Below are 23,089 nucleotides of genomic sequence, written 5' to 3' on the forward strand. Positions count from 1 at the left end.
ATCGAGTAACGGGGTGCGTACAAGTGATCAATTGGATTGCCGGGCGGTCGCGCTGCCTGGGTGGCAAGCACGAGCGTTCGGAAAAGCACATTCGCCAGAGCGCGGACGAGAAGCATGTCAGCATCTGCCGCTACTGCCGCACGCCGATGAAACGGCGTGCCAAGCGCGATTGGGTCACGATCTCGCGGGCCGAATATCGCGCCGAGATCCGCTAGCAGGTGTGTTGGCGCTTTAACGCAACAAAGCGCTTCCCTTGCGGCACGGACCGCGACAATATCCGCTCCATCCTGCCGGCGTCCGCCGGTTTCCAGCGATGAGAGCCCATCCATGACCGAACTCACTCGCCGTCAGGCGCTGTCCGCCGCCGCGCTTGCCGGCCTCGCCGCCGCCGTTCCCGCCTGGGCGCAGGATGCCGCCACGTCGACGGGCGCCGCCTGGGACCTGACCGAGCTCTATCCGAGCGACGCCGCCTGGGACGAAGCGCGCAAGGCCATGCTGGCCGCGATTCCGGGTGTCGCGAAATTCAAGGGCCGGCTGGGCGAAAGCGCCGATGTGCTTGCGCAGGCGCTGGTGGTCCAGTCGGATCTCGGCCGGACGATCGCGCGCGTCTACACCTATGCCAGCCTGAAGGGCGACGAGGACGTCCGCGTCTCCGCCTATCAGGAGAAACAGAGCCAGGCGATCGATCTCTACACGGCGTTCGGTGAGGCGACCGCCTGGGTTTCGCCCGAAATTCTGACAATCGGCCAGGCCAAGATCCAGGGCTTCGTCGCTGCCAATGCGACGCTCAAAGCGCGCTTCGATCACTATCTCGCCAACATCGTCCGCCAGGCCTCGCACACGCTCGCGCCCGAGGGTGAATCGCTCCTCGCGAGCGTCTCGTCGCCGCTCCAGGCACCGGGCGACGTCAGCGGTCAGCTCCGCTCTTCGGACATCCCCTGGCCGACGATCACGCTCTCGACCGGCAAGCAGGTCCGCCTCGACAGCCAAGGCTATACGCTCAACCGCGACGCGCCCAACCGGGCGGACCGCAAGGCGGTGTTCGACGCCTTCTGGACCGCGCACGGCAAGTTCCAGAACTCGTTCGGCGCGACCTATAACGCGCAGGTCAAGGGCGACATCTTCTACGCCAAGGCGCGCAAATATCCGAGTTCGCTCGCTGCCGCGATTTCCGGCAACAACATTCCCGATACGGTTTATCGCACGCTGGTGGCGGAGGCGAACAAGGGCCTGCCGCAGCTCCACCGTTATTTCGACCTGCGCCGGCGCATGCTCAAGCTGCCGGACTTGCATTATTACGACATCTACCCGCCGCTCGTGTCGCTCGATCGGACGTTCACGCTCGATCAGATGCGGACCACCACGCTGGAGGCGGTCAAGCCGCTCGGCCCCGACTATCAGTCGCGCATCGCCAAGGCGACCGCGGCGAAGTGGATGGATCCCCGCCCGCGCCCCGGCAAGCGCCCCGGCGCGTACATGAACCCCGGCGCGTTCGACGTGCATCCCTATCTGCTGCTCAACCTGTCGGACAAATATGACGGGATGAGCACCTATGCCCACGAATGGGGTCACGCGCTCCACTCGCTGCTCGCCAATTCGGCCCAGCCCTATGACAAGGCTGATTACCCGATCTTCCTGGCGGAAATAGCCTCGACCGCGAACGAGCAGTTGCTCGTCGCGCACATGCTGAAGAACGCCAAGACCAAGGAAGAGAAGCTCTTCTATCTCGGCCAGCAGATGGAGAATTTCCGCGGCACCTTCTATCGCCAGACGATGTTCGCCGAGTTCGAACTGAAGGCGCACGACATGGCGGAGGCGGGCGAGGGCCTTTCGGGCGAGAAGTTCACCAGCGTCTATTTCGACCTGCTGAAACGCTATCACGGCCCGGCGATGGGCTTCGATCCGGCCTATGCCAACGAGTGGGCATTCATCCCCCACTTCTACAACAGCTTCTACGTCTATCAGTATGCCACCTGCATCGCGGCGGCGACCTATTTCGCCCAGCAGATCCTGAAGGGCGGCGCCAAGGAGCGCGACAATTATCTGAACGTGCTCAAGGCCGGCGGTTCGGATTATCCGGTCGACGTCCTCAAGCGCGCGGGCCTCGATATGGCGAGCCCTGCGCCCTATCAGGCGCTCGTCGCAGCCTTCAAGGATACGCTGGACCAGGCCGAGGCTTTGATCGCTTAACTTGGCGAACCATGCTCAAAGAATCCCGTTCGCCCTGAGCCTGTCGAAGGGCCCTCTTCCCTGAGCTCAACGCCAGGCGGATGGTCGCCCTTCGACGGGCTCAGGGCGAACGGAGAAGGAAAGCAGTCCAAGCCGACACCGTCATCAGTGCTTCATCGCCTCGATGATCTTCTTCACTTCCTGGCTGCGCCCGCGCGGCAGCACCAGCACATCGTCGCCGGAGACCACCACGATCAGGTCCTCGACGCCGACCAGCGCCACGCGCTTGCCAGTGTCGCCGCGCACCAGGCAATTGACGGTGTCGATCGCGATCACGTCGCCGCGGCAGACATTGCCTTGCCCGTCGCAGTCGCTGATCGCGTGGAGCGCATCCCAACTCCCCACATCGCTCCAGCCCATCGCAACCGGGACCACGGCCACGCGCGGAGCTTTTTCCATCACCGCATAGTCGATCGAATCCGCGGGGCATGCGGCGAATTCGTCCTCATCGGGCCAGATCCGCGCACCCTCGCGCCGCGCCTTGTCCATCGACCGCTGCACCGCGACCAGCATCTCGGGCGCGTAGACGCTGAGCGCCCCCAGATACATGTCGGCGCGGAACAGGAAGATGCCGCCGTTCCAGGCATGGTCCCCCGCCGCGAGCATCGCCTCGGCCTTGTCGCGCGGGGGCTTCTCCACGAAGCTATCGACGCGGTGGACGCCCCCCGAGATCGCCTCGCCCACCTTGATCCAGCCATAGCCGGTCTCGGGCGAATCGGGCGAAATTCCGAAAGTAACCAGCCAGCCCTGCTCGACCAGCGGCAGCGCTGCCTCGATCGCCGCGTGGAAGGCTGCGACATCGGTAATGACGTGGTCCGAAGGCATCACCAGCAGAGGATCGCTGCCACCGCCGGCCGCTACCGCGGCGAGCGCGATCGCCGGCGCGGTGTTGCGGCCCATCGGCTCGAGGATCAGCGCCTGCGCAACGGCTTCCACCTCGGCGAGCTGCTCGTCGACCATGTCGGCATGGAAGGCATTGGCCACCACGATTGGCCTGGCGAAGCGCGCACCGGCAGTGCGGCGCGCGGTCAATTGGAGCATCGTCTCGTCGGCGGTCAGCGCCAGCAGCTGCTTGGGGCGCTCGGGGCGCGACATGGGCCAAAGTCGTGTTCCCGATCCTCCCGACAGAATGACAGGAATGATCGGCTTCGAATCGGGCATGCGCAACGGTTCCACTTCACCATCTATCTAGGTACTTGCTCCCGAACATAAAACAGTGCGTCCCCACAACGGTTTCGCAGACAGGCCTCAATTTTTTTCTGTTCGGGATCTGGCAGCGCCGTCATGTCGGATTCGTTTACACTTCGCCCGTAAAGCGGAACACGCAATGATCCGCTTGTTCAAGCATTACGTGCCGAATGCCGTGCTGCTGCTCGGCATGCTGGACATCATCCTGCTCGTCGTGGCGGGCGAGGCCGGCTGGCTGATGCGCGCACACCAGATCGACATGCTGCCGGCGCCGATCGCGACGCGCTGGCCGCAGCTCGCGACCTTCGCCTTCACGCTCGAAGTCGCGATGATTGCGGTCGGGGTCTATGGCGCCGACGCGCTCCAGTCGCTCCGCTTCGCCACTGCGCGGCTGATCGTCGCGATCGCGTTGGGCGTGATCGGGCTGAGCGTGGTCTATTTCCTCGTGCCCCAGATCAGCTTCTGGCGCTCGAACCTGCTCTTCGCGGCGCCGGCGGCGATCGCGATGCTGATGTTCCTGCGCATCCTGCTGGGCAAGGCGCTGGGCAGCCAGGCCTTCAAGCGCCGCATCGTCGTGCTCGGGGCCGGCCCGCGCGCCGCGCGGCTCAAGGTCCTCTCCAAGACCCCCGGCGCCGGATTCGCCGTCGTCGGCTATGTCGCGATGAGCGAAGCCAACCGCGTGATCCCCGAAGCGATCAACCGCGATGCGATCTACAATCTCGCCGACCATGTCGTGCTCCTGAACGCCAGCGAAGTCGTCCTCGCGCTCGAGGAGCGCCGCAACGCGCTGCCGCTCAAGGACCTGCTGCGGATCAAGACCACCGGCGTCCATGTCAACGAGATCTCGACCTTTCTCGAGCGCGAGACCGGGCGCGTCGATCTCGACAGCGTCAATCCCAGCTGGCTGATCTTCTCCGACGGCTTTTCGTCGGGCCGCATGCTGTCGAGCGTGTTCAAGCGGCTGTTCGACATCACCGCGAGCTCGATCCTGCTTGTCCTGATGCTGCCGCTGATCCTCGTCACTGCGATCGCGGTCAAGCTGGAGAGCAAAGGTCCCGCACTCTACCGCCAGCGCCGCGTCGGCCTGTATGGCCAGGGCTTCGACGTCATCAAGCTGCGCTCGATGCGCCAGGATGCCGAAGTCGCCGGCAAGGCGGTCTGGGCCGAGAAGGACGATCCGCGCATCACCCGTGTCGGCCGCATCATCCGCAAGTGCCGCGTCGACGAGCTGCCGCAATGCTGGAGCGTGCTCAAGGGCGAGATGAGCTTTGTCGGCCCGCGTCCCGAGCGCCCGCAATTCGTCGAGGATCTCGAGCAGAAGCTGCCTTATTATGCCGAGCGCCACATGGTGAAGCCGGGCATCACCGGCTGGGCGCAGATCAACTATCCCTATGGCGCCTCGATCGAGGATTCGCGCCAGAAGCTCGAATATGACTTGTTCTACGCCAAGAACTATTCGCCCTTCCTCGACCTGCTGATCCTGCTCCAGACGTTGCGGGTGGTGCTCTTCCCCGAAGGCGCTCGGTGATGGCGGGGGCGCTCACGCTCTGGACGCACGCGCTGGCGGCCTTGCTGTTCGGCGCGCTCACCCTGCTGGCGCTGCGGCCCCGGGAGAACGCCGCGCCGCGCCGTTCGCTCGCGCTCGCGCTGGCCATGACCGCGCTCTGGGCGCTGGCGGTGTCGGGCATCGGCGGCGACGAGATGGTGACGCGCGCTGCAGAGGCGCTGCGCAACCTCGCCTGGCTGGGCTTCATGATCATGCTGCATCGGCGCGACGCCAGCGCCCGCCCTCCTATTGCACTCGGCACCGTCTATGGCGTCGTGGCGCTGGTCGGGCTGGGCGCGCTCGCGCTCCATGTCGTCGCGGTCGCGGGCGAGCCGGATATGGCGCTACCGATCGAGAACGCCGCTTTGCTGCTGCGCATGCTCGTCGCGGTGACGGCGCTCGTGCTCGTCCAGGCGCTCTATTCGGCGGTGACGCCCGCCACCGGTGGCGGGCTGCGCTGGATGGTGGTCGCGCTGGCGGGATTGTGGTTCACCGATTTCGCGGTGTTCAGTACGGCCTATCTGACCGGCGACGCCATGCCCGAACTGACCGTGGCGCGCGGTGCCGCGATAGTGCTGGTCGCGCTGGCGATGGGCGTGGGGCTCCAGCGCAAGGGCGAATGGAACGTCCAGGTGTCGCGCACCGTCGCCTATCAGTCGCTGTCGCTCGTCGCCATCGGCGCCTATTTCGCATTGCTCGCGCTCGCCACCAGCGCGATCGCCACCGTCGGCGGCGCCAATGCGCGCATCCTCCAGACCGCCTTCGTCTTCGGCTCGACCGCCGCGATCCTCACCCTTGTCTCGAACAGCTGGCTGCGCGCCTTTGTGAAGGTGAAGCTCGCCAAGCATCTCTTCCGCCACCGCTACGACTATCGCGCCGAATGGATGCGCTTCACCGAGACCCTCGGCGCGCCCGAGGGCGCCGCGCCGCTCGACGAACGCATCGTCAAGGCGGTCGCCGACCTGACCGATTCGCCCGCCGGCCTGCTGCTCGTGCCCGACGGTACCGGCCTCGGGCCGGGCGCCGCATGGAACTGGGACCACAGCACCTTGCCCGTCACCGGCGACGCCGCGCTCGCCCAGCACCTCGAGGAGACCGGCCGCATCCTCGAGCTCGACCTGCTCCGCCGCGCGCAGACCGATGGCGCGGAGACCGCCGCGGTGCCGCAATGGATGCTCGATCTCGGCCAGGCCTGGGTGCTGGTGCCGCTGCCGCATATGGGCAGCCTGGTCGGCGCGATCCTGCTCGCGCGCCCGCCCGTGCCGCGCGCGCTCGACTGGGAGGATTTCGACCTGCTCAAGGTCGCCGGCCGCCAGGCCGCGAGCTATCTCGCCGAGGAACGCGCACAGGGAGCGCTCGCCGATGCGCAGCGCTTCGACGAGTTCAATCGCCGCTTCGCCTTCATCCTGCACGACATCAAGAATCTGGTCAGCCAGCTGACCCTCACCGCGCGCAATGCCGAGCGGCACGCCGACAAGCCTGAGTTCCGCGCCGACATGGTGGCGACTCTGAAGGATTCGTCCGAGCGGATGAACGCGCTCCTCGCCCGCCTCTCGCAGCACAACCGCGCCCGTGCCGATGCGCCTCATGCCGTCGAGATCGTGCCGCTGGTCGAGCGCATCGCCGACGGGCGCCGCGGTCAGCATCCGGTGGCGGTGTCGGGCATTCGCGCCGCGGTCGCCTTGGCGGATCCGGCGGGGCTCGAGCAACTGCTCGGCCATCTCGTCCAGAACGCGATCGACGCGAGCCCCGCCAACGAACCTGTCACGCTCGGCATTGCTGCCGACGGCGTCCAGGTCGTGATCGACGTGATCGACAAGGGCTGCGGCATGTCCCCGGCATTCGTGCGCGACAAATTGTTCAAGCCATTCGTCTCGTCCAAGCCCGGCGGCTTCGGCATCGGCGCGTTCGAGGCGCAGCAGCTCGCCACCGCCATGCAGGCCCGGATCGAGGTCATGTCGCGCGAAGGCGAAGGCAGCCGTTTCCGCGTCATCCTGGGGGCCGCGCACGCCGCCGACTTACCTTTGGCCGACAAATCCGTGGGCAGAGCCGCATGACCGATATGAAGCCCAAGCTCCTGATCGTCGAGGACGATGCCGGGCTCCAGCGCCAGCTGCGCTGGGCCTATGACGGCTATGAGATCCTCACCGCCACCAATCGCGAGGAAGCGATTGCCGCGATCCGCGCCGACGAGCCGCCGGTCGTCACGCTCGATCTCGGCCTGCCGCCCGATCCCGACGGCACCACCGAAGGCTTCGCCACGCTCCAGACCATCCTGAAGCTCGCGCCCGATACCAAGGTGATCGTCGCCTCGGGACATGGCGCGCGCGAATCGATGCGCGTGGCAATCGCCGGGGGCGCCTGGGATTTCTACCAGAAGCCGATCGACATCGACGCGCTCGGCCTGATCGTCGCCCGCGCCTTCCACGTCCATACGCTCGAGGCCGAGAATCGCCGCCTCGCCGAACGGACCGAGGCCGGCGCGGTGCTGGGCGGCATGATCACCGGCAGCCCGGAGATGCTCAAGGTCACCCGCACGATCGAGCGTGTCGCCGGCGCGGACGTCTCGGTGATGCTGCTCGGCGCCAGCGGCACCGGCAAGGAGCTGCTCGCCCGCGGCCTGCACGACGCCAGCCGCCGCAAGGGCAATTTCATCGCGATCAACTGCGCCGCGATCCCCGAGACCCTGCTCGAATCCGAGCTGTTCGGTCATGAAAAGGGTGCGTTCACCGGTGCGGTGAAGACTACCGAGGGCAAGATCGAGCTCGCCCACAAGGGCACGCTCTTCCTCGACGAGGTCGGCGACATCCCGCTGCCGCTCCAGGTCAAGCTGCTGCGCTTCCTCCAGGAGCGCGTGATCGAGCGCGTCGGTGGCCGCCAGCCGATCCCGGTCGACACCCGCATCGTCTGTGCGACCCATCAGGATGTCGACACGATGGTCGCCGAACAGCGGTTCCGAGAGGATCTCTACTACCGCCTCGCCGAAATCGTGATCCGTATCCCTTCGCTCGCCGAGCGCCCCGGCGATGCCGGCCTGCTCGCGCGCCATTTCCTCAAGAAATATGCCGCCACGATGAACACCGGCGCGCGTAGCTTCGCGGCCGATGCGCTCGCCGCGATCGATGCCTGGGGCTGGCCCGGCAATGTCCGCGAGCTCGAGAATCGCGTGAAGCGCGCCGTCATCATGGCCGACGGCAAGGCCGTCACCGCCGCCGATCTCGATCTCGAATCGATCGCCGATCCCGTGCCGATCAACCTCAAGGCCGCGCGCGAGATCGCCGACCGCAAGGCGATCCGCCACGCGCTCGCCCGCGCCGAAGGCAATATTTCCGGTACCGCGCGGCTGCTCGGGATCAGCCGCCCAACTCTCTATGACCTGATGAAGAGCTATGACCTCCAGCCGTAAGCGCAAGCGCAGTCACAAGGGCCTGCCGCCGATCGTCCGCCGCCTCCTGGTCGTGCTCGGCGGCCTGGGCGCGTTCGGAACCGCGATCGCGGCTTTCGTCATGCTCTCGCCCAACCAGGTCGACGCCGCCGGCGACGGCAATTCGGTCGAGCGCAGCGCGAGCCTGCTCAAGCAGAGCAACGCCACCGCCGCCAAGGCCGCCGCGCTCGACGCGGTCCGCGCCGATCCCAATAACGGCCAGGCCCATCTTGCGCTCGCCCAAGCGATGCTCGCGCTCGACGACGGCATCGGTGCCGAGGGTGAGATCCAGCGCGCGGTCGATACCGGCTTCGACGCCAAGCTCGTCCCGCAATATCGCGCCCATGCGCTGCTGCTGCAGGGCGACCCCGACCGCGCGATCGCCGAGGCCGACAAGGCGATTCCGCTCTATCGCGCCTATGCGCTGCGCATCCGTGCCCGCGCGCTCACGCTCCAGGGCAAATATGCCGACGCCCAGGCCGCGCTCGACGAGGCGATGCGGATCACGCCCCGGGATGCGGCCTTGTGGACCGATCTCGGCCGCTTCCGCTATTCGACCGGCGATCTGCGCGGCGCCGTCCAGGCCGTCGAGCAGGCGGTAAAGCTCGACACCGGCAATGCCCGCGCGCTGCTGCTGCGCGGCGAGCTGGTCCGCAGCCAATATGGCCTTGTCGCCGCGCTCCCCTGGTTCGAAGCCGCGCTCAAGCGCGATCCCTTCCTTCACGACGCGCTGATCGAATATGCCGCGACATTAGGCGATTCCGGCCGCACCGAGGATTCGCTCGCCGCAACCCGCCGCGCGCTCGAAGCGCGTCCCGGCAGCCCCCAGGCCTTCTATCTCCAGGCGGTGATCGCCGCGCGCGCCGGCGACGACGATCTCGCCCGCAGTCTGATGGAAAAGACCGGCGGCGCGCTCGACGACGTGCCCGGCGTCCTGTTGCTCGGCGGCACGCTCGATATCGAACAGGGCGATTACGAGCAGGCGATCGGCAAATTGAGGGAGCTCGTCGCCGTCCAGCCGATGAACCTCACTGCCCGCAAATTGCTCGCCACCGCTTTGCTCCGCAGCGATTCGGCGCGCAACGCGATCGACATTCTCCGCCCGGTCGTCGCGCGCGGCGATGCCGACAGCTACACACTTACGCTCGCCGCCCGCGGCTTCGAGCGGATCGGGGACCGCGTCAGTGCCGCGAAGCTGCTCGATCGCGCCGCCTATCCGGTGACGAGCGAAGCCGGCGCGTTCAGCGCCGATGACAGCGTCGCCGTGCTCGACGCGCCCGCCGCCGCAAATCCGGGTGACCCCGACGCCACCGTCCCGCTGATCCGCGCGATGATCGCCCAGGGCAACCAGGCCGGCGCGCTCGCCAGGGCCCAGGCTCTGGTCCGCGACAATCCCGGCGTGCCTGGCGCGCAGCTCCTGCTCGGCGACATGCTGATGCTTGGGCATAGCTATGCCGATGCCGCCGCCGCCTATCGCCTCGCCGCAGACCTGCGCTTCGACGAGCCGACCATGCTCCGCCTGGTCGAGGCGCTCGATCGCGGCGGCCATCGCCAGGACGCCGCCAATGTCCTCGCGCTGTTCCTCTCACAGAACCCGGTCAGCGTCGCGGCGCTCCGCCTGTCTGGCAGCTGGCAGCTTGCCGCCGGTGATTACGACGCCGCGATCGACACGCTGGAGAATCTCCGCGCGCGCATCGGCGACGGCGACGCTGCGCTCAACGCCGATCTAGCAATGGCCTATTCCGGCGCGGGCGAGGACAAGATCGCGCTCGATTTCGGTGAGGCCGCCTATGGCCTCGCCCCCGGCAACCCGGCAGTGGCCGATGCCTATGGCTGGGCGCTCTACCAGAGCGGCGATGCCGAGGGTGCGTTAGAGCTGCTGCAAAAGGCGGTGGCGCTGGCCCCGCGCCACGCCGGCCTGCGCTGGCACCTCGCCCAGATCTATGCCGATCTCGGCCGCAAGCCGGACGCCAAGGCGCAAGCCCAGGCGGCGCTCGCCGATCCACGCTTCAGCGATCGCGCCGCGGCGCAGGCGATGCTGGCGTCCTGAGGACGCCGGCTGAACTCAGGCGGCCAGGGGAAGGACGGCGGGCGCAAGATCCTGCGCCGACGGCACGGGCTGCGGGCTGACTGCAGCTGCTTCGGCGGCCTGCTTGCGGTACGAGAGATACAGGGCAAGTAGCGAGAACATCGGAAACCTCTTCAATTGTTGCGTTGCAACATGAAGAGGCATCTGGCCGCCTGACACCGTTGTCGCAACTGCAAACTCGGGCAGCCATGGTTGCAGAATCCGACATGGGCTGAGCGTATTCCGCCACTGGGGGCCAGCCGCCGCGACGGGGAGCGCGCTGGCAATGTAGGATTCGGTGTGCAACCCTTGGCCGGCTCTTTCTCATCGCCGGCTCGTCAAAGACCTCCAAAATGGGGACCCAGGTTTTTCGACATAGCAGGTGTCAACCGTGTCAACTTCGACCGGTCCATGACTGCCCGCACAGCCATCTGTGCGCACCCTCTGCAATCGTCTAACGGACGCCGCATGACCGACGACGCCCTTTCCCGCATCGCCGATGCGCTCGATCGCCTCGCGCCGCCGCCTGCGCCGCCCGCCGATCTTCGCGCGCATCCCGCTTATGTCTGGCGTGGCCACAGCCTCGCCGCCGCGCGCGCCTTCGCACCGCTGCCGCTGGCGATGCTGCGCGGCGTCGACGCCCAGCGCGAGGCTTTGGTCGCCAATCTCGATCGCCTCGCCGCCGGCCGTGCCGCGCAGGACGTATTGCTCTGGGGCGCGCGCGGCACCGGCAAGTCGGCTTTGGTCAAAAGCGCGGTCGCCGACATCCAGGCGCGCGGCGGCGATCTCGCATTGGTCGAAGCGGTGACGCTCCACCTCGAAACCCTGCCCGAATTGTTCGCCACGCTCGCCGCCGCCGATCGGCCCTTCGTGATTTTTCTCGACGATCTTGGCTTCGACGCCGCCGGCGATGCCCGGGCGCTGCGCTCACTGCTCGAAGGCGGTGCCGAGGCGCGCCCGGCGAACACGCGGCTGATCGTCACCTCGAACCGCCGCCATCTCGTCCCGCGCGACATTGCCGAGCAGGCCAGCGCGATCAATCCGCGCGACGCGGTCGACGACAGCCTGGCGCTCGCTGACCGCTTCGGGCTCAGCCTGGGCTTCCATGTCGTCGATCAGGACACTTATCTCGACATCGTCCGCGGCTATGCCGAAGCGCACGGCCTCGCCTTCGATCCCGCCGAAGCGGTGGGCTGGGCGACGCGGCGCGGCAGTCGTTCGGGGCGGGTCGCCTGGCAATATGTCGTCGATCTCGCGGGGCGCTCGGGCAAGTCGCTGTAAATGTACTGATCGAGATCAAGCGACGGATTGGAGCGCTTGACTCCTTTGCGCGGGTAGAGCCCAGTTACCGCAGATGCGGCGAATAGGGGAACTCGATCTGCCCGAACGACTGGCCCCCACCGTACCGCGGTGGGTGACGTCGATCGGCGTCGGATTGCTCGCGACTGCTTGCGCAGGACTTGCCCGTTTCCTGCTCGATACGCTGGTGCCTGGCGTCGCGGTCTTTCCGCTGCTTTTTCCCGCCGCGATGGTGGCCACCTTGTTCGCGGGGTGGATCGCCGGCGCGACGGCGGGCGGCGTCTCGATCACCTTCGCCTGGTACTATCTCTATCCAATCAAGAACTCGTTCCGCTTCGAAACCCCGGCGGCGGCGATCACGCTCGCCACGGTCGTCATCGCCTGCATCGTCACGATCGCGCTCGCCGAGTTCTTCCGCCGCTCGGTGCAGCGGGTGACGCGCGAGCGTGACCGCGAGATCGCCGAGCGCGACCTGTTCCTCGAAGAGTTCGAGCATCGGGTGAAGAATAATTTCACTTTGGTCGCCTCGCTGCTCGACATGCAGCGGCGACGCGCCGGCCAGGGTGAGACCGCCGAGGCGCTCGCCGCCGCCCTCTCCCGCATCGAGAGCATCGCCCGCGCGCACCGCCACCTCTATCGCGGTGCCAGCGCCCCCGGAACGGTAGACATGGCCGGCTATCTCCAGGAACTCTGCACGGCGCTGGAGGAGGCGCTGTTCCTGCGCGGCGCGATCACGCTCGATTGCGAGGCCGATCCTGCCGCGCTGCCGCGCGACCGCGCCGTCTCGATCGGGCTGGTCGTCAACGAACTCGTCACCAATGCCGCCAAGCACGCCTTTGCCGGGCGCGACACCGGCGCGATTCAGGTCCATTTCCGCGCGGGCGATACCGGCTGGCTGCTCACCGTCGCCGATAATGGCATCGGCCTGCCGTCCAAGCCCCGCGCCCGAAACGGCGATGGCGGTCTGGGCCAGCGCCTGATTGACGGCTTCGCCCGCCAGGCGCACGGTACGGTGAAGACCGACAGCGGGCCTGAGGGAACCAAGGTGACGGTCGAGCTGGAAGCCTAGGCGCTCAGCCCCTCGACCATCTCCGCCAGCTCGAGCCAGCGCAGCTCGGCCGCGTCCTTCTCGTCACGCAGCTTGGCGATGCCGTCGTTCAGCCTAGCGAACTTCGCGGGATCGCGCGTGTAGAGCGACGGATCGGCCATCGCCTCTTCGTCGCGCGCGATCTGCTGGTCGATTTCCTCGATCCGCTTGGGAAGCAGATCATAGTCGCGCTGGTCCTTGTAGCTGAGCTTGGTCGCCTTGGGCTTGGGCGCTTCGGCCACCGGGATAACCGGCTTGGCGACCTTGCGCCCGACGGTGCGCTGGGTCCGCTGCGCCACCCAATCGGCATAGCCGCCCACGACGACATCAACCATTCCCGATCCGTCGAGTCCCAAGGTCACCGTCACCGTGCGATCGAGAAAGTCGCGGTCGTGGCTGACGATCAGCACCGTGCCGTCATAGTCCGAGATCACTTCCTGGAGCAGGTCCAGCGTTTCGAGGTCGAGATCGTTGGTCGGCTCGTCGAGCACGAGCAGGTTCGAAGGCCGGGCGAATTCACGCGCCAGCAGCAGCCGCGAGCGCTCGCCGCCCGAAAGCGTGCCGATCTTGGCGTCGGCCAGCGAGGGCTCGAACAGGAACTCCTTGAGATAGCCGTGGATGTGCTTGCGGACGCCCAGCACTTCGATCCATTCGCCGCCCTGGGTGAGTACGTCGCGCACCGTCTTGGCGGGATCCATCAGGCTGCGCTGCTGGTCGATGAATACCATGTCGAGCGTCTTGGCGAGGCGCACGCTGCCTTCGTCCGGCGCCAGCTCGCCGGTCAGCAGCTTGAGCAACGTGGTCTTGCCTGCGCCGTTCGCGCCGACGATGCCGATGCGGTCGCCTTTGGTGACGCGCAAGGTCAGGTCCTTGATGATCGTGCGGTCGCCGAAGCGTTTGGTGACATGCTTCATGTCGATGACGACCTTGGTCTGCGCGCCATCCGATCCGATCGCGAGCTTCGCGGCGCCCGCGGGACCGATCATCGCCGCGCGTTCGGCGCGCATTTCCTTGAGCTTGGTCAGCCGGCCCTGGTTGCGCCGCCGCCGCCCAGTCACGCCGCGCAGCAGCCAATGCTCCTCGATCTTGAGCCTGGCATCGAGCTTCTGGGCGTTGCGCTCCTCCTCGGCATAGACCTGCTCGGTCCAGGCCTCGAAGCCGCCGAACCCGATCTCGGCGCGCCGGATCATGCCGCGATCGAGCCACAAGGTCTGCTTGGTCAGCCGCGTAAGGAAGGTGCGGTCATGGCTGATCGCAACGAACGCACCATTGTAGCGGCTCAGCCATTTCTCGAGCCAGTCGATCGCGGCGATGTCGAGATGGTTGGTCGGCTCGTCCATCAGCAGCACATCGGGATTCTGCGCCAGCGCCCTGGCGATCGCGGCGCGGCGGCGCTCGCCGCCCGAGGCCGTCGCCGCCTCGCGGCCGAGATCGACGCCGAGCTGGTCGGCGATTGCCTCGACTTCGTACACCTCCGGCGCATCGTCGCCGGAGAGCGCGAAATCGCGCAGCGTGGCGAAGCCTTCGACCTGCGGGTCCTGTTCGAGGATCACGACATGCGTGCCCGGCTGGATCACGCGGCGCCCTTCGTCCGCCTCGATCCGGCCCGCGATCAGCCGCAACAGGGTCGACTTGCCCGCGCCGTTGCGCCCGATCAGCGCCAGCCGGTCGCGCTCGCCGATATAGAGGTCGAGCCCCCGGAACAACCAACCCGAACCCTGGACCAAGCCAAGGCCTTCGAACGCAAGAACAGGAGCAGCCATGCGCGCCCCGTTAAGGGCCGCGCTCGATACCCGCAATGGTTGTGACGGCGTTGGGGCCGGGATCTCTCGGGTGCCCCGCAAGTTACGCGCTGCTGACAACGGTGTTCAGGGGCTATTCAATGCCCGGACCCTATGCCATGCGGATGCCAATGCTGGTGAAACCCGTTCTGTACGCGTGTCTGGCAGCGATGTCGCTTGTCGGCGTCGCGTCCGCGCATCCGTTGCGCGACGACGTGTATAGGAGCCAGGATCGCGGCCAGGGCGCCGCCAGCCAGCGCCGGCAGCTCGGCCAGAACCTGCCCGTGCGCGAGATCGAGCGTCGCGTAATCCCCCGCATGCCCGGGGCGCAATATCTCGGTTTCGACTATGATCCGTCCTCGGACATTTACACGCTCAAGTTCCTGCGCGATGGATCGGTGATCTGGGTGGACGTCGATGGCCGCAGCGGACGGATCGTCCGCCGGTCTGGAAATTGAGCGTAACTAAGCGCGGACGAGGATAGACAAGCATGCGACTTTTGATCGTCGAAGACGAACCCAATCTCGGCCAGCAGCTCAAGAACGCGCTCGAAGGCGCCGGCTATGCCGTCGACCTCGCCACAGATGGCGAAGAGGGCCATTTCCTCGGTTCGACCGAGCAATATGACGCGATCATCCTCGATCTCGGCCTGCCCGAGGTCGACGGACTGACCGTGCTCGATCGCTGGCGCAAGGAAGGCAAGACCACCCCGGTGCTGGTGCTCACCGCGCGCGACAGCTGGTCGGACAAGGTGGCGGGTCTCGATGCCGGCGCCGACGATTATGTCGCCAAGCCCTTCCAGACCGAGGAGCTGATCGCGCGCCTTCGCGCGCTGATCCGCCGCGCTTCGGGCAATGCGTCGGCCGAACTGATCGCCGGCGACATCCGCCTCGACACGCGCTCGGGCAAGGTCACCAAGGATGGCGAGCCGGTCAAGCTGACCGCGCAGGAATATAAGCTGCTCAGCTATCTGCTCCATCACAAGGGCAAGGTGGTCAGCCGCACCGAGCTCATCGAGCACATCTACGACCAGGATTTCGATCGCGATTCGAACACGATCGAGGTTTTCGTGACGCGCATCCGCAAGAAGCTGGGCGCCGATGTCATCACCACCATTCGGGGGCTCGGCTACAGCCTGGAAGAGCCCGCCGACGCCTGAGCCCGAGCCGCGCTTGACCGATTCTGGTCCTTCCCCCTCGTCCGAGCCGAAGGACGTCGCCGCCAATATCCTGGAGGCCGAGCCACGGCCGCGCCCCTATGTGCGGGTCACCGGCTCGGTCAGTCGCCGCATGCTGCTGGTCGCGACGGCGTGGATCATGCTGCTCCTCGTCGGCGGCGGCTATGCGCTCGATCGGGTGCTGACCACCGCGGTCACGCGCAATTTTGACGATCAGCTCGACTATCTCGTCACCTCGATGATCGTCTCGGCCGAATTGGGCCCGGGGGGCGAGGTGGTGAACAACCGCGAGCTCGCCGACCAGCGCTTCCTCGAGCCCGGATCGGGCGCCTATTGGCAGATCAGCGGCAAGGGATTCGAGCCTTACAGGTCGCGCTCGCTCTGGGACCGCACGCTGCGCGTCAACCAGCGCCACGACGACCGCGAGCTGCACATCTACGACAGCGACGAGTTCGTCGACAAAACCCCGCGTGCCGACCGCCAACCCAATGATTCGAGCAACCAGATGCTGCGCATCGCCGAGCGCGATCTGAAGCTGCCCGGATCGCCGGTCCGCTGGCGCTTCCAGGTGGCGCAGACCCGTGAGACGCTGGACGCCCAGATCGCTGCGCTGCGCCGTACCCTGGTCCGCAGCTTCGTGCTGCTGGGGCTCGGGCTGATCGTGATGGTCGGCCTCCAGACCTGGTACGGCCTGCTGCCGCTGCGGAAAGTCCGCTCGGAGATCGCCCGGCTGCGCGGCGGCCGTTCGCGCCGCATCGAGGGATCGATGCCCGCCGAGGTCGCCCCGATGGTCGAGGAGCTGAACGCGCTGGTCGAGCATAACGACCGCCAGGCCGAAGAGGCGCGCCGCCACGCCGGCAACCTCGCCCATGCGCTCAAGACCCCGCTCAGCGTGATCATGAACGCCGCGGCGGCAGGCCAGGACGATCTTGCCCCCACCGTGATCCGCGAAGCGCGGACGATGCGCCGCCAGATCGACCACCACCTCGCCCGCGCCCGCGCCGTCGGCCGCCGCGGCAGCGCACACAGCCGCGCGCCGGTCTGGCCGTCGATCGAAGCGGTCGAGCGCGCCGTCGCCAGGCTCTATCCCAATGTCCGCATCGACGTCGACGGCGCCAAGGACCTGATCGCGCATATCGAGCGCCAGGATCTGGACGAGATCCTCGGCAATCTGGTCGAAAACGCCGCCAAATATGGCGGCGGCAGCGTGTTCATCACTGCGAGCGCCCAGGCCGGTTTCGTCGAGATCATGGTCGAAGATGACGGCCGCGGCATTCCCGAGGCCGATCGTATCCGCATCTTCGATCGCGGCGTGCGGCTCGATTCGGGCAAACCCGGCACGGGTCTGGGACTCGCGATCGTCCGTGACGTGGCGGAAATCTATGACGGCACGGTGAGCCTGGAAGAAAGCGAAGATCTGGGCGGGCTACTGGTGAGGTTAAGACTGCCGGCCGCAGCTTGAACGATCCTGAGGGGGACAAGGCATGAAAAGCGCGCTCGCATCGATCATGGTTCTTCTGGCGAGCACCCCCCTGGGCGCATCGCCGGTCACGACCGCTCCCGCCACTCCGTCACAGGCAAAGGCCGCGCCGTCGGAAAAGCCGCGGGTCATCGTCCTGACCGATATTGGCGGCGATCCCGACGATCAGGAATCCTTGGTGCGCTTCCTGCTCTATTCGAACGGGTTCGACGTGGAGGGGCTGATCCCCTCGACCTCGCGCCACCTGCGCGACAAGGTCAATCCGCAGCAGATCCTGGCGCGGATCGACGGATATGAGAAGGCGCTGCCGAACCTGAAGGCGCATGCCAAGGGCTGGCCGACGCCCGACTATCTCCGCTCGGTGGTCAAGCCCGGACGCGCCGTGTTCGGCATGGATGGCGTCGGCGACGGCAAGGATAGCGAGGCATCCGAATGGATCATCCGGACGGTCGACAAGCCCGATCCGCGCCCGGTGTGGATCACGATCTGGGGCGGTGCGGTCGATCTCGCCCAGGCCCTGTGGAAGGTCCGCAAGACCCGCACGCCCGAACAGGTCGCCGCCTTCGTCGCCAAGCTCCGGGTCTATTCGATCTCGGACCAGGACAATGCCGGCCCCTGGATACGGCGGCAGTTCCCCGACATGTTCTGGATCGCGAGCATCACCGCGCACCGCCACTACAACCTGTCGACCTGGGGCGGCATCTCGGGCGACCGCATGTATTATTTCGACGGGCCCGATTTCACGACAGTCTCCAAGGAATGGCTGCGCGAGAATATCCAGATCGGGCCGATGGGCTCGCTCTATCCCAATTACGAATTCATGATGGAGGGGGACACGCCAACCTTCCTCTATCTGATCCCCAATGGCCTGGGCAGCCCCGAGCACCCCGATTACGGCAGCTGGGGCGGGCGCTACGGCAAGGTGTCCGAATGGGACGGGTTGTGGACCGACACCAGCGATCTCGTCCTCGGGATCGACGGCAAGGTCCGCCAGACCAACAAGGCGACGATCTGGCGTTGGCGCGACGCATTCCAGAATGACTTCGCAGGCCGGATCCAATGGACGCTGCAATCGAGCTACAAGGGCGCGAACCACAATCCGCAGCTGGTGCTGAACGGGGTGCCGGGCACCGACACGGTCGAGATCGCAGCAACCTCCGGTGATGTGGTCCGTCTGTCCGGCGCCGGTTCGAAGGACCCGGACGGCGACCGGGTCGATTATCAATGGTGGCAATACCGCGAGTCCGAGGCGGTCAATCGCAACCCTGCGCTCGAGCTGCAGCGCGGCGATCCGCTCGAAACCCGCTTCACCGCGCCGGATGTCGTCACCCCGATGCGCTTCCACGTCATCCTGGAAGCCAAGGACGACGGCAAACCCGCGCTCACTGCCTATCGGCGCGCGATCATCACGGTGAATCCCAGGGCGAAGTAGGGGTCGGCAGAACGGGCTAGAGGCGAAGCTTGTGCTCCTGCGAAAGCAGGAGCCCAGGGCTACAAACGCTTCCCTTCGCCATTCTAGGCCTGCCTTCGCAGGAGCACCGATCTCGCTCTTAAGCCAACTCCACCGCCCGCATCGCCTCCGCCGCGATCGTGAGGCTGCGCTTGCGCGCCTCGTGATCGAACATCGCGCTGGTGAGCATCAGCTCGTCCGCTTGCGTCCGCTCGATGAACGCCGCGATCTGCTCGCGCACCTTGTCCGGCCCGCCCACCGCGGATGCCGACAGCACCTGCCCCAGGATCGCATTGCCCTGGGCGCCCAGGCTCTCGCGATAGCCGCGCACCGGCGGCGGCAGCTGGATTGCGCGCCCGGTGCGGATCGCGACGAAGGCCTGTTGCTGCGAGGTGGCGAGATACTCGGCCTCTTCATCGTTGTCGGCGGCGAACACGTTGAACCCGAGCATCAGATGCGGCTTCTCGAGCGCCTCCGACGGCTTGAAATTGCGGCGATAGGTCGAAACCGCCTCATCGAGCAGCCCGGGCGCGAAATGCGAGGCAAAGGCATAGGGCAGGCCCAGGGCCGCGGCGAGTTGGGCACCGAACAGGCTCGATCCCAGGATCCAGATCTTCACGTCCGCGCCCGCCCCCGGCGTCGCGCGGATGCCGGTCTTGCCGTCATCGGCGAAATAGCTTTGCAGCTCGAGCACGTCCTGCGGAAAGGCATTGGCGTCGCTGTCGAGCGTCCGCCGGATCGCGTGCGCGACGCGCTGGTCCGATCCCGGCGCGCGGCCCAGCCCGAGATCGACCCGGCCCGGAAACAGCGCGTCGAGCGTGCCGAACTGCTCGGCGATCTGGAGCGGCGCATGGTTGGGCAGCATTATTCCGCCCGCGCCGACGCGGATCGTGCTTGTCGCCTGCCCGACATGTGCGATCACCACTGCGGTGGCGGCGCTGGCGATCCCGTCCATCCCGTGATGCTCGGCCACCCAGTAGCGAGTGTAGCCCAGGCTTTCGGCATGTCTGGCCAGATCGGCGGCGTTGGCGAGGGATTGCGAAACCGTCCCGCCCTGGATGACGGGGACGAGGTCGAGCAGCGAATAAGCGGTCATGTCCACGACATGGGAAGGCAGCGCCGTGGCCGCTAGCCCAGTCTTGCTTTCAGCGTCCCTGCTTATCCTTTGCCACTTCCGGATTTGGGCTCCTCCCGCAGGAGCCCAAACCCACTTCCGATGCGGAAGCCCTAGAAGTCCAGGGTCAACCGGACCGCGCCGCCCTTGTCGGCCGGAAGCGCTGCGAAATTCCCCGGCTGCTGCCGCAGGAACAGATTACTGCTGATGTCGCCGCCCAGCAGCGGCCAGCGATAGCTGAGCTCGTAATCCACCTCGCGGCCCTCGGGTGCAAGGTTGAGGTGCGACACCGCCCAATTGTCGACGCTTTCGGTATAATAGTCCCAGCCCTGGGGCAGCTGGAGGTCGATCCCGCCGCTCGCCACCCGCAGCGGCTGTGCGACGCGGAAGCCCAAAGTATCGCCGCGCGCGAGCAGCCCGGTCTTGCCGATATCGGCCGAAAAGCCGTTGGTGCGGATCAGGCCCGATCCGTGGACACCAGCGCGCAGCCGCGCGTCGGTCCAACCCTGGCGCATCGATCCACCCAGGTTCCAGCCCGCACCCAGATCGTAGCGCAGCCCCAGATCGACGAACAGGCTGTCCGCCCGCGCCGCGCCCAAAGCGCCCGAGAAGCGTGCGCCCAGCACCGTGTCGTTCTCGGCCAGCCGCGTCAGCGACAGGCCTGTGCGCAAGCCGCCGAAGCGCCGGTCGAGCGCCAGCGTCATCCGGCCATAGCCGAAGCGTTCGGACTTCCATTTGAGCGCCTCGAACTGGGTGTCGCGCCGGGTCAGCACGTTGCCGAATTCGGACGCCACCGTCAGTCCCCACGAACCCAGCACCTGGCGCACCGCCACCGATCCGCCGACATCGACGTCGAAGCCCGAATTGGTCGAAGGATCGCGCGCGATCAGGAAGGCCGGGTCGTTGCGCCCGGCCAGCCGCGCGGTCAGCGCGTTGCCGCTCTCCGACGCGCCGATCGCGAACTGCGCCTTGCTGCCCAGCCTGCCGCTCACCGTGGCCGCGAGCATCTGCGCGACGTTCGCATCCTGGCTGGTGATCCCCAGCCGCTCGATCCGCACCGAATCGCGCCCCGGCACCAGGCTCACCGCTACCTGCAGGTCGTGCATGCCCACCGAGAAGCTGCGGTCGCGCGACGCCATCAGCGCCGGCAGCCGCCGCGCATTGCCCTGGTGGTTGATCGTCCGGGCGAGGTCCATCGCAAAGGCGCGGTCGAACGAATCGAGCACCACCGCCCCCAGCGAACCCTGGCTGGCGTCGCCCATCGGTGTCGACAACGATGCATTTACCTGCTGCGAGGCCGCGCCGCCCGATCCCGCCAGCGACATCGAGCCGACCGGCTGGAACGCGCGGGTCAGGTCGAGCACGCCATGGCCGTAAACCGGGTCGACCCCGGCGGCGCCGACATCGCGCGCTGTCGCGTACAGCAGCTGGACGATCTGTGCGCCGGTTAGATTGGGAAAGGCCTGGGCGAGCAACGCCACCGCGCCGGCGATCTGCGGCGCCGAGAAGGACGTGCCCGACCAGAGGAACGCCGTGTTGGTCTCGTCCGGCGCGCGGACATTCTCGCCCACCGCGGTCAGATAGGCGTTGGCGCTTGTCCCTGCCCGGTTCGAGAAATCGGAGATCACGTCGTTGGATCCGACCGACCCGGCGATGATGATCAGCCCGCGCGCGACCGCGGGATTGTTCGCGGCCGAGGTGAAGTCGTCCGGGTTGGGTGCGTTCGGGCCGTCATTGCCCGCCGAGATCACGATCACGATCCCCGCCGCGGTGGCGCGGTCGATCGCCTGGATCAGTCGCGCGTCAGGCGCCGATCCGCCCAGCGAGATGTTGACCACGCGCGCACCGCCCGCCCGCGCCGCATCGAGCCCCGCCGCGATCGCGACATCGTCGAACCGGCACGGGCTGTCGCCATTGGCGCCGGGCGTGCCCGAGCAGCTGCCAGTCGTGTCGGCGCGCGCGACGATCAGCTGTGCGTCGAACGCGACGCCGTGCGTCGCGACGTCGTTGCGCCGTCCGGCCAGCGTGAAGGCCACGGCGGTGCCGTGCCCGCCGACATCGTCGATCGTGCCGTTGCCGGCCGCGTCGACCGATGCGCCGCTGATGCGGCAGGTTCCGGTGCCGATCCCGCCCGAACAGTCGCCGAACTCCTGGCTCTGCAGGTCGATGCCGCTGTCGATCACGCCGATCTTGATGCCCGATCCCGTACCGCCATGGTTGTAGGCCACGAGCGCGTTCATCGAGACCGCGCCCACCGTCGCGCGATATTCGGCGGTGTCGTAATTGGGAGCGGGCGTCGGCGTGGGAGTCGGAACCGGCGTGGGGGTCGGTGTCGGAACCGGCGCGGGTGCCGGATTGATTCCGCCGCCGCCGCCTCCCCCGCTGCACGCGCCCAGAACTACCAGACCCGCCAAAGCCGCGGATCGCATCAAACGCGCGCCAAGTACCGAACGCATAATACCCATTCCTGTTGAAGAGTGCAGGATTAGCGCAGATAAGTTTACGTTACTTTATCGCATGTTATCGGCTTCCGGCGTTGGCGCCTTGCGGCACTCGCAGCCACTCCCTAGAGCCCGGCCATCATGCTCGCGCAGCTCTCCCATATCCGCAACTGGATATTCGACCTCGACAACACCCTGTATCCGGTGAGCGCCAATCTGTTCCCGATGATCGACGCGCGGATCGGCGAATATGTCGCCAATCTCCTGAAGGTCGACGCGGAGGAGGCGCATCGCGTCCAGAAGGGCTATTTCCACGCGCATGGTACCACGCTGGCCGGGCTGATCGCCGATCATGGCGTCGATCCGCACGACTATCTCGGCTTCGTCCATGACGTCGACATGAGCGTGCTGGAACGCAACGAAGCTTTGGTCGAGGCACTGGCGCGCCTTCCCGGCCGCAAGCTCGTCTTCACCAATGGCGATGCGCCTTATGCGGCCAAGGTGCTCGACAAGCTCGGCCTCGGCGCCAGCTTCGAGGCGGTGCACGATATCCACGCCACCGCCTATCGCCCCAAGCCCGATCCGATCGTCTATCGCGGGCTGTGCGAGGCCTATGACCTCGATCCCGAGCAATCTTTGTTCGTCGAGGACATGGCGCGCAACCTCGCGCCCGCCAAGGCGATCGGCATGACCACGGTCTGGATCGACAACGGTTCCGAGCAAGGCCCGGGCGCCGATCGCGACTATATCGACTACACGATCACCGATCTTGGCCGCTGGCTGCACGAAATATTGGAGGACTGAG

The 23,089-nt window shown here is 66.8% G+C and carries 18 protein-coding genes; 13 read left to right on the forward strand and 5 right to left on the reverse strand.

Annotation, left to right across the window (positions count from 1 at the left end):
- Positions 1–23: 23 nt before the first annotated feature.
- Positions 24–215 (forward strand): hypothetical protein, encoded by a 192-nt coding sequence (locus IAG41_RS17450; RefSeq protein WP_187729928.1) that lies wholly within the window; start codon positions 24–26, stop codon positions 213–215.
- A gap of 112 nt (positions 216–327) precedes the next feature.
- Complete coding sequence (gene pepF, locus IAG41_RS17455; RefSeq protein WP_187729929.1) at positions 328–2,190, forward strand: oligoendopeptidase F; 1,863 nt, start codon at positions 328–330, stop codon at positions 2,188–2,190.
- Positions 2,191–2,334: 144 nt separating this feature from the next.
- On the opposite strand, the gene IAG41_RS17460 is transcribed toward pepF, so the two are convergent.
- On the reverse strand, positions 2,335–3,390 hold the full coding sequence (locus IAG41_RS17460) for a mannose-1-phosphate guanylyltransferase/mannose-6-phosphate isomerase (RefSeq protein WP_187729930.1): 1,056 nt from the start codon (positions 3,388–3,390) through the stop codon (positions 2,335–2,337).
- A gap of 166 nt (positions 3,391–3,556) precedes the next feature.
- On the opposite strand from IAG41_RS17460, the gene IAG41_RS17465 reads away from it, so the two are divergent.
- Genes IAG41_RS17465 through IAG41_RS17480 form a run of 4 tightly spaced genes read left to right on the forward strand, consistent with a single transcriptional unit; the run spans position 3,557 to position 10,437 of the window.
- Positions 3,557–4,945 (forward strand): TIGR03013 family XrtA/PEP-CTERM system glycosyltransferase, encoded by a 1,389-nt coding sequence (locus IAG41_RS17465; RefSeq protein ID WP_187729931.1) that lies wholly within the window; start codon positions 3,557–3,559, stop codon positions 4,943–4,945.
- Positions 4,945–7,020, forward strand: a complete 2,076-nt coding sequence (gene prsK / locus IAG41_RS17470; protein ID WP_187729932.1) for an XrtA/PEP-CTERM system histidine kinase PrsK — start codon at positions 4,945–4,947, stop codon at positions 7,018–7,020. Before IAG41_RS17465 ends, prsK begins: the two co-directional genes overlap by 1 nt.
- The gene (gene prsR / locus IAG41_RS17475; RefSeq protein WP_187729933.1) at positions 7,017–8,369 is read left to right on the forward strand and encodes a PEP-CTERM-box response regulator transcription factor; all 1,353 of its coding nucleotides are present in this window, start codon (positions 7,017–7,019) and stop codon (positions 8,367–8,369) included. The genes prsK and prsR overlap by 4 nt, the downstream gene beginning before the upstream one ends.
- Entirely contained in the window at positions 8,353–10,437 is a 2,085-nt protein-coding gene (locus IAG41_RS17480) for a tetratricopeptide repeat protein (RefSeq protein WP_222950750.1), read from the forward strand. Before prsR ends, IAG41_RS17480 begins: the two co-directional genes overlap by 17 nt.
- 15 nt (positions 10,438–10,452) lie before the next feature.
- Here IAG41_RS17480 and IAG41_RS23340 read toward each other — a convergent pair whose 3' ends face one another.
- Positions 10,453–10,578, reverse strand: a complete 126-nt coding sequence (locus IAG41_RS23340) for a hypothetical protein (protein WP_262408741.1) — start codon at positions 10,576–10,578, stop codon at positions 10,453–10,455.
- Positions 10,579–10,923: 345 nt separating this feature from the next.
- Between IAG41_RS23340 and IAG41_RS17485 the strand changes: the two genes are divergently transcribed.
- Positions 10,924–11,736: an ATP-binding protein gene (locus IAG41_RS17485; protein WP_187729934.1), complete on the forward strand. Its 813-nt coding sequence runs from the start codon at positions 10,924–10,926 to the stop codon at positions 11,734–11,736.
- Between the two features lie 73 nt (positions 11,737–11,809).
- Positions 11,810–12,823 carry a sensor histidine kinase gene (locus tag IAG41_RS17490; RefSeq protein ID WP_187729935.1) on the forward strand — a complete coding sequence of 338 codons (1,014 nt, stop codon included), beginning with the start codon at positions 11,810–11,812 and terminating at the stop codon, positions 12,821–12,823.
- On the opposite strand, the gene IAG41_RS17495 is transcribed toward IAG41_RS17490, so the two are convergent.
- Positions 12,820–14,604, reverse strand: coding sequence for an ABC-F family ATP-binding cassette domain-containing protein (locus IAG41_RS17495; protein WP_187729936.1), 1,785 nt, complete (start codon positions 14,602–14,604; stop codon positions 12,820–12,822). The genes IAG41_RS17490 and IAG41_RS17495 overlap by 4 nt on opposite strands.
- Positions 14,605–14,723: 119 nt before the next feature.
- On the opposite strand from IAG41_RS17495, the gene IAG41_RS17500 reads away from it, so the two are divergent.
- The 4 genes from IAG41_RS17500 to IAG41_RS17515 all read left to right on the forward strand — a co-directional run bounded on the left by IAG41_RS17500 (position 14,724) and on the right by IAG41_RS17515 (position 18,711).
- A complete protein-coding gene (locus tag IAG41_RS17500; protein ID WP_187729937.1) occupies positions 14,724–15,080 on the forward strand; it encodes a hypothetical protein in 357 nt (118 codons plus the stop codon).
- Positions 15,081–15,112: 32 nt separating this feature from the next.
- The gene (locus IAG41_RS17505) at positions 15,113–15,781 is read left to right on the forward strand and encodes a response regulator transcription factor (RefSeq protein ID WP_187729938.1); all 669 of its coding nucleotides are present in this window, start codon (positions 15,113–15,115) and stop codon (positions 15,779–15,781) included.
- Between the two features lie 130 nt (positions 15,782–15,911).
- Entirely contained in the window at positions 15,912–17,261 is a 1,350-nt protein-coding gene (locus IAG41_RS17510) for a sensor histidine kinase (protein ID WP_187730140.1), read from the forward strand.
- Positions 17,262–17,283: 22 nt separating this feature from the next.
- Positions 17,284–18,711 carry a DUF1593 domain-containing protein gene (locus IAG41_RS17515; RefSeq protein WP_187729939.1) on the forward strand — a complete coding sequence of 476 codons (1,428 nt, stop codon included), beginning with the start codon at positions 17,284–17,286 and terminating at the stop codon, positions 18,709–18,711.
- A 118-nt stretch (positions 18,712–18,829) separates the two neighbouring features.
- On the opposite strand, the gene IAG41_RS17520 is transcribed toward IAG41_RS17515, so the two are convergent.
- Positions 18,830–19,825 (reverse strand): LLM class flavin-dependent oxidoreductase, encoded by a 996-nt coding sequence (locus IAG41_RS17520; RefSeq protein WP_187729940.1) that lies wholly within the window; start codon positions 19,823–19,825, stop codon positions 18,830–18,832.
- Between the two features lie 131 nt (positions 19,826–19,956).
- Positions 19,957–22,299 carry a S8 family peptidase gene (locus tag IAG41_RS17525; RefSeq protein WP_262408742.1) on the reverse strand — a complete coding sequence of 781 codons (2,343 nt, stop codon included), beginning with the start codon at positions 22,297–22,299 and terminating at the stop codon, positions 19,957–19,959.
- 126 nt (positions 22,300–22,425) lie between these two features.
- Between IAG41_RS17525 and IAG41_RS17530 the strand changes: the two genes are divergently transcribed.
- Positions 22,426–23,088 (forward strand): pyrimidine 5'-nucleotidase, encoded by a 663-nt coding sequence (locus IAG41_RS17530; RefSeq protein WP_187729941.1) that lies wholly within the window; start codon positions 22,426–22,428, stop codon positions 23,086–23,088.
- Position 23,089: the final 1 nt, after the last annotated feature.

The sequence above is a fragment of the Sphingomonas sp. JC676 genome (assembly GCF_014489075.1).
In the GTDB taxonomy this organism is placed as follows: Bacteria; Pseudomonadota; Alphaproteobacteria; order Sphingomonadales; family Sphingomonadaceae; genus Sphingomonas.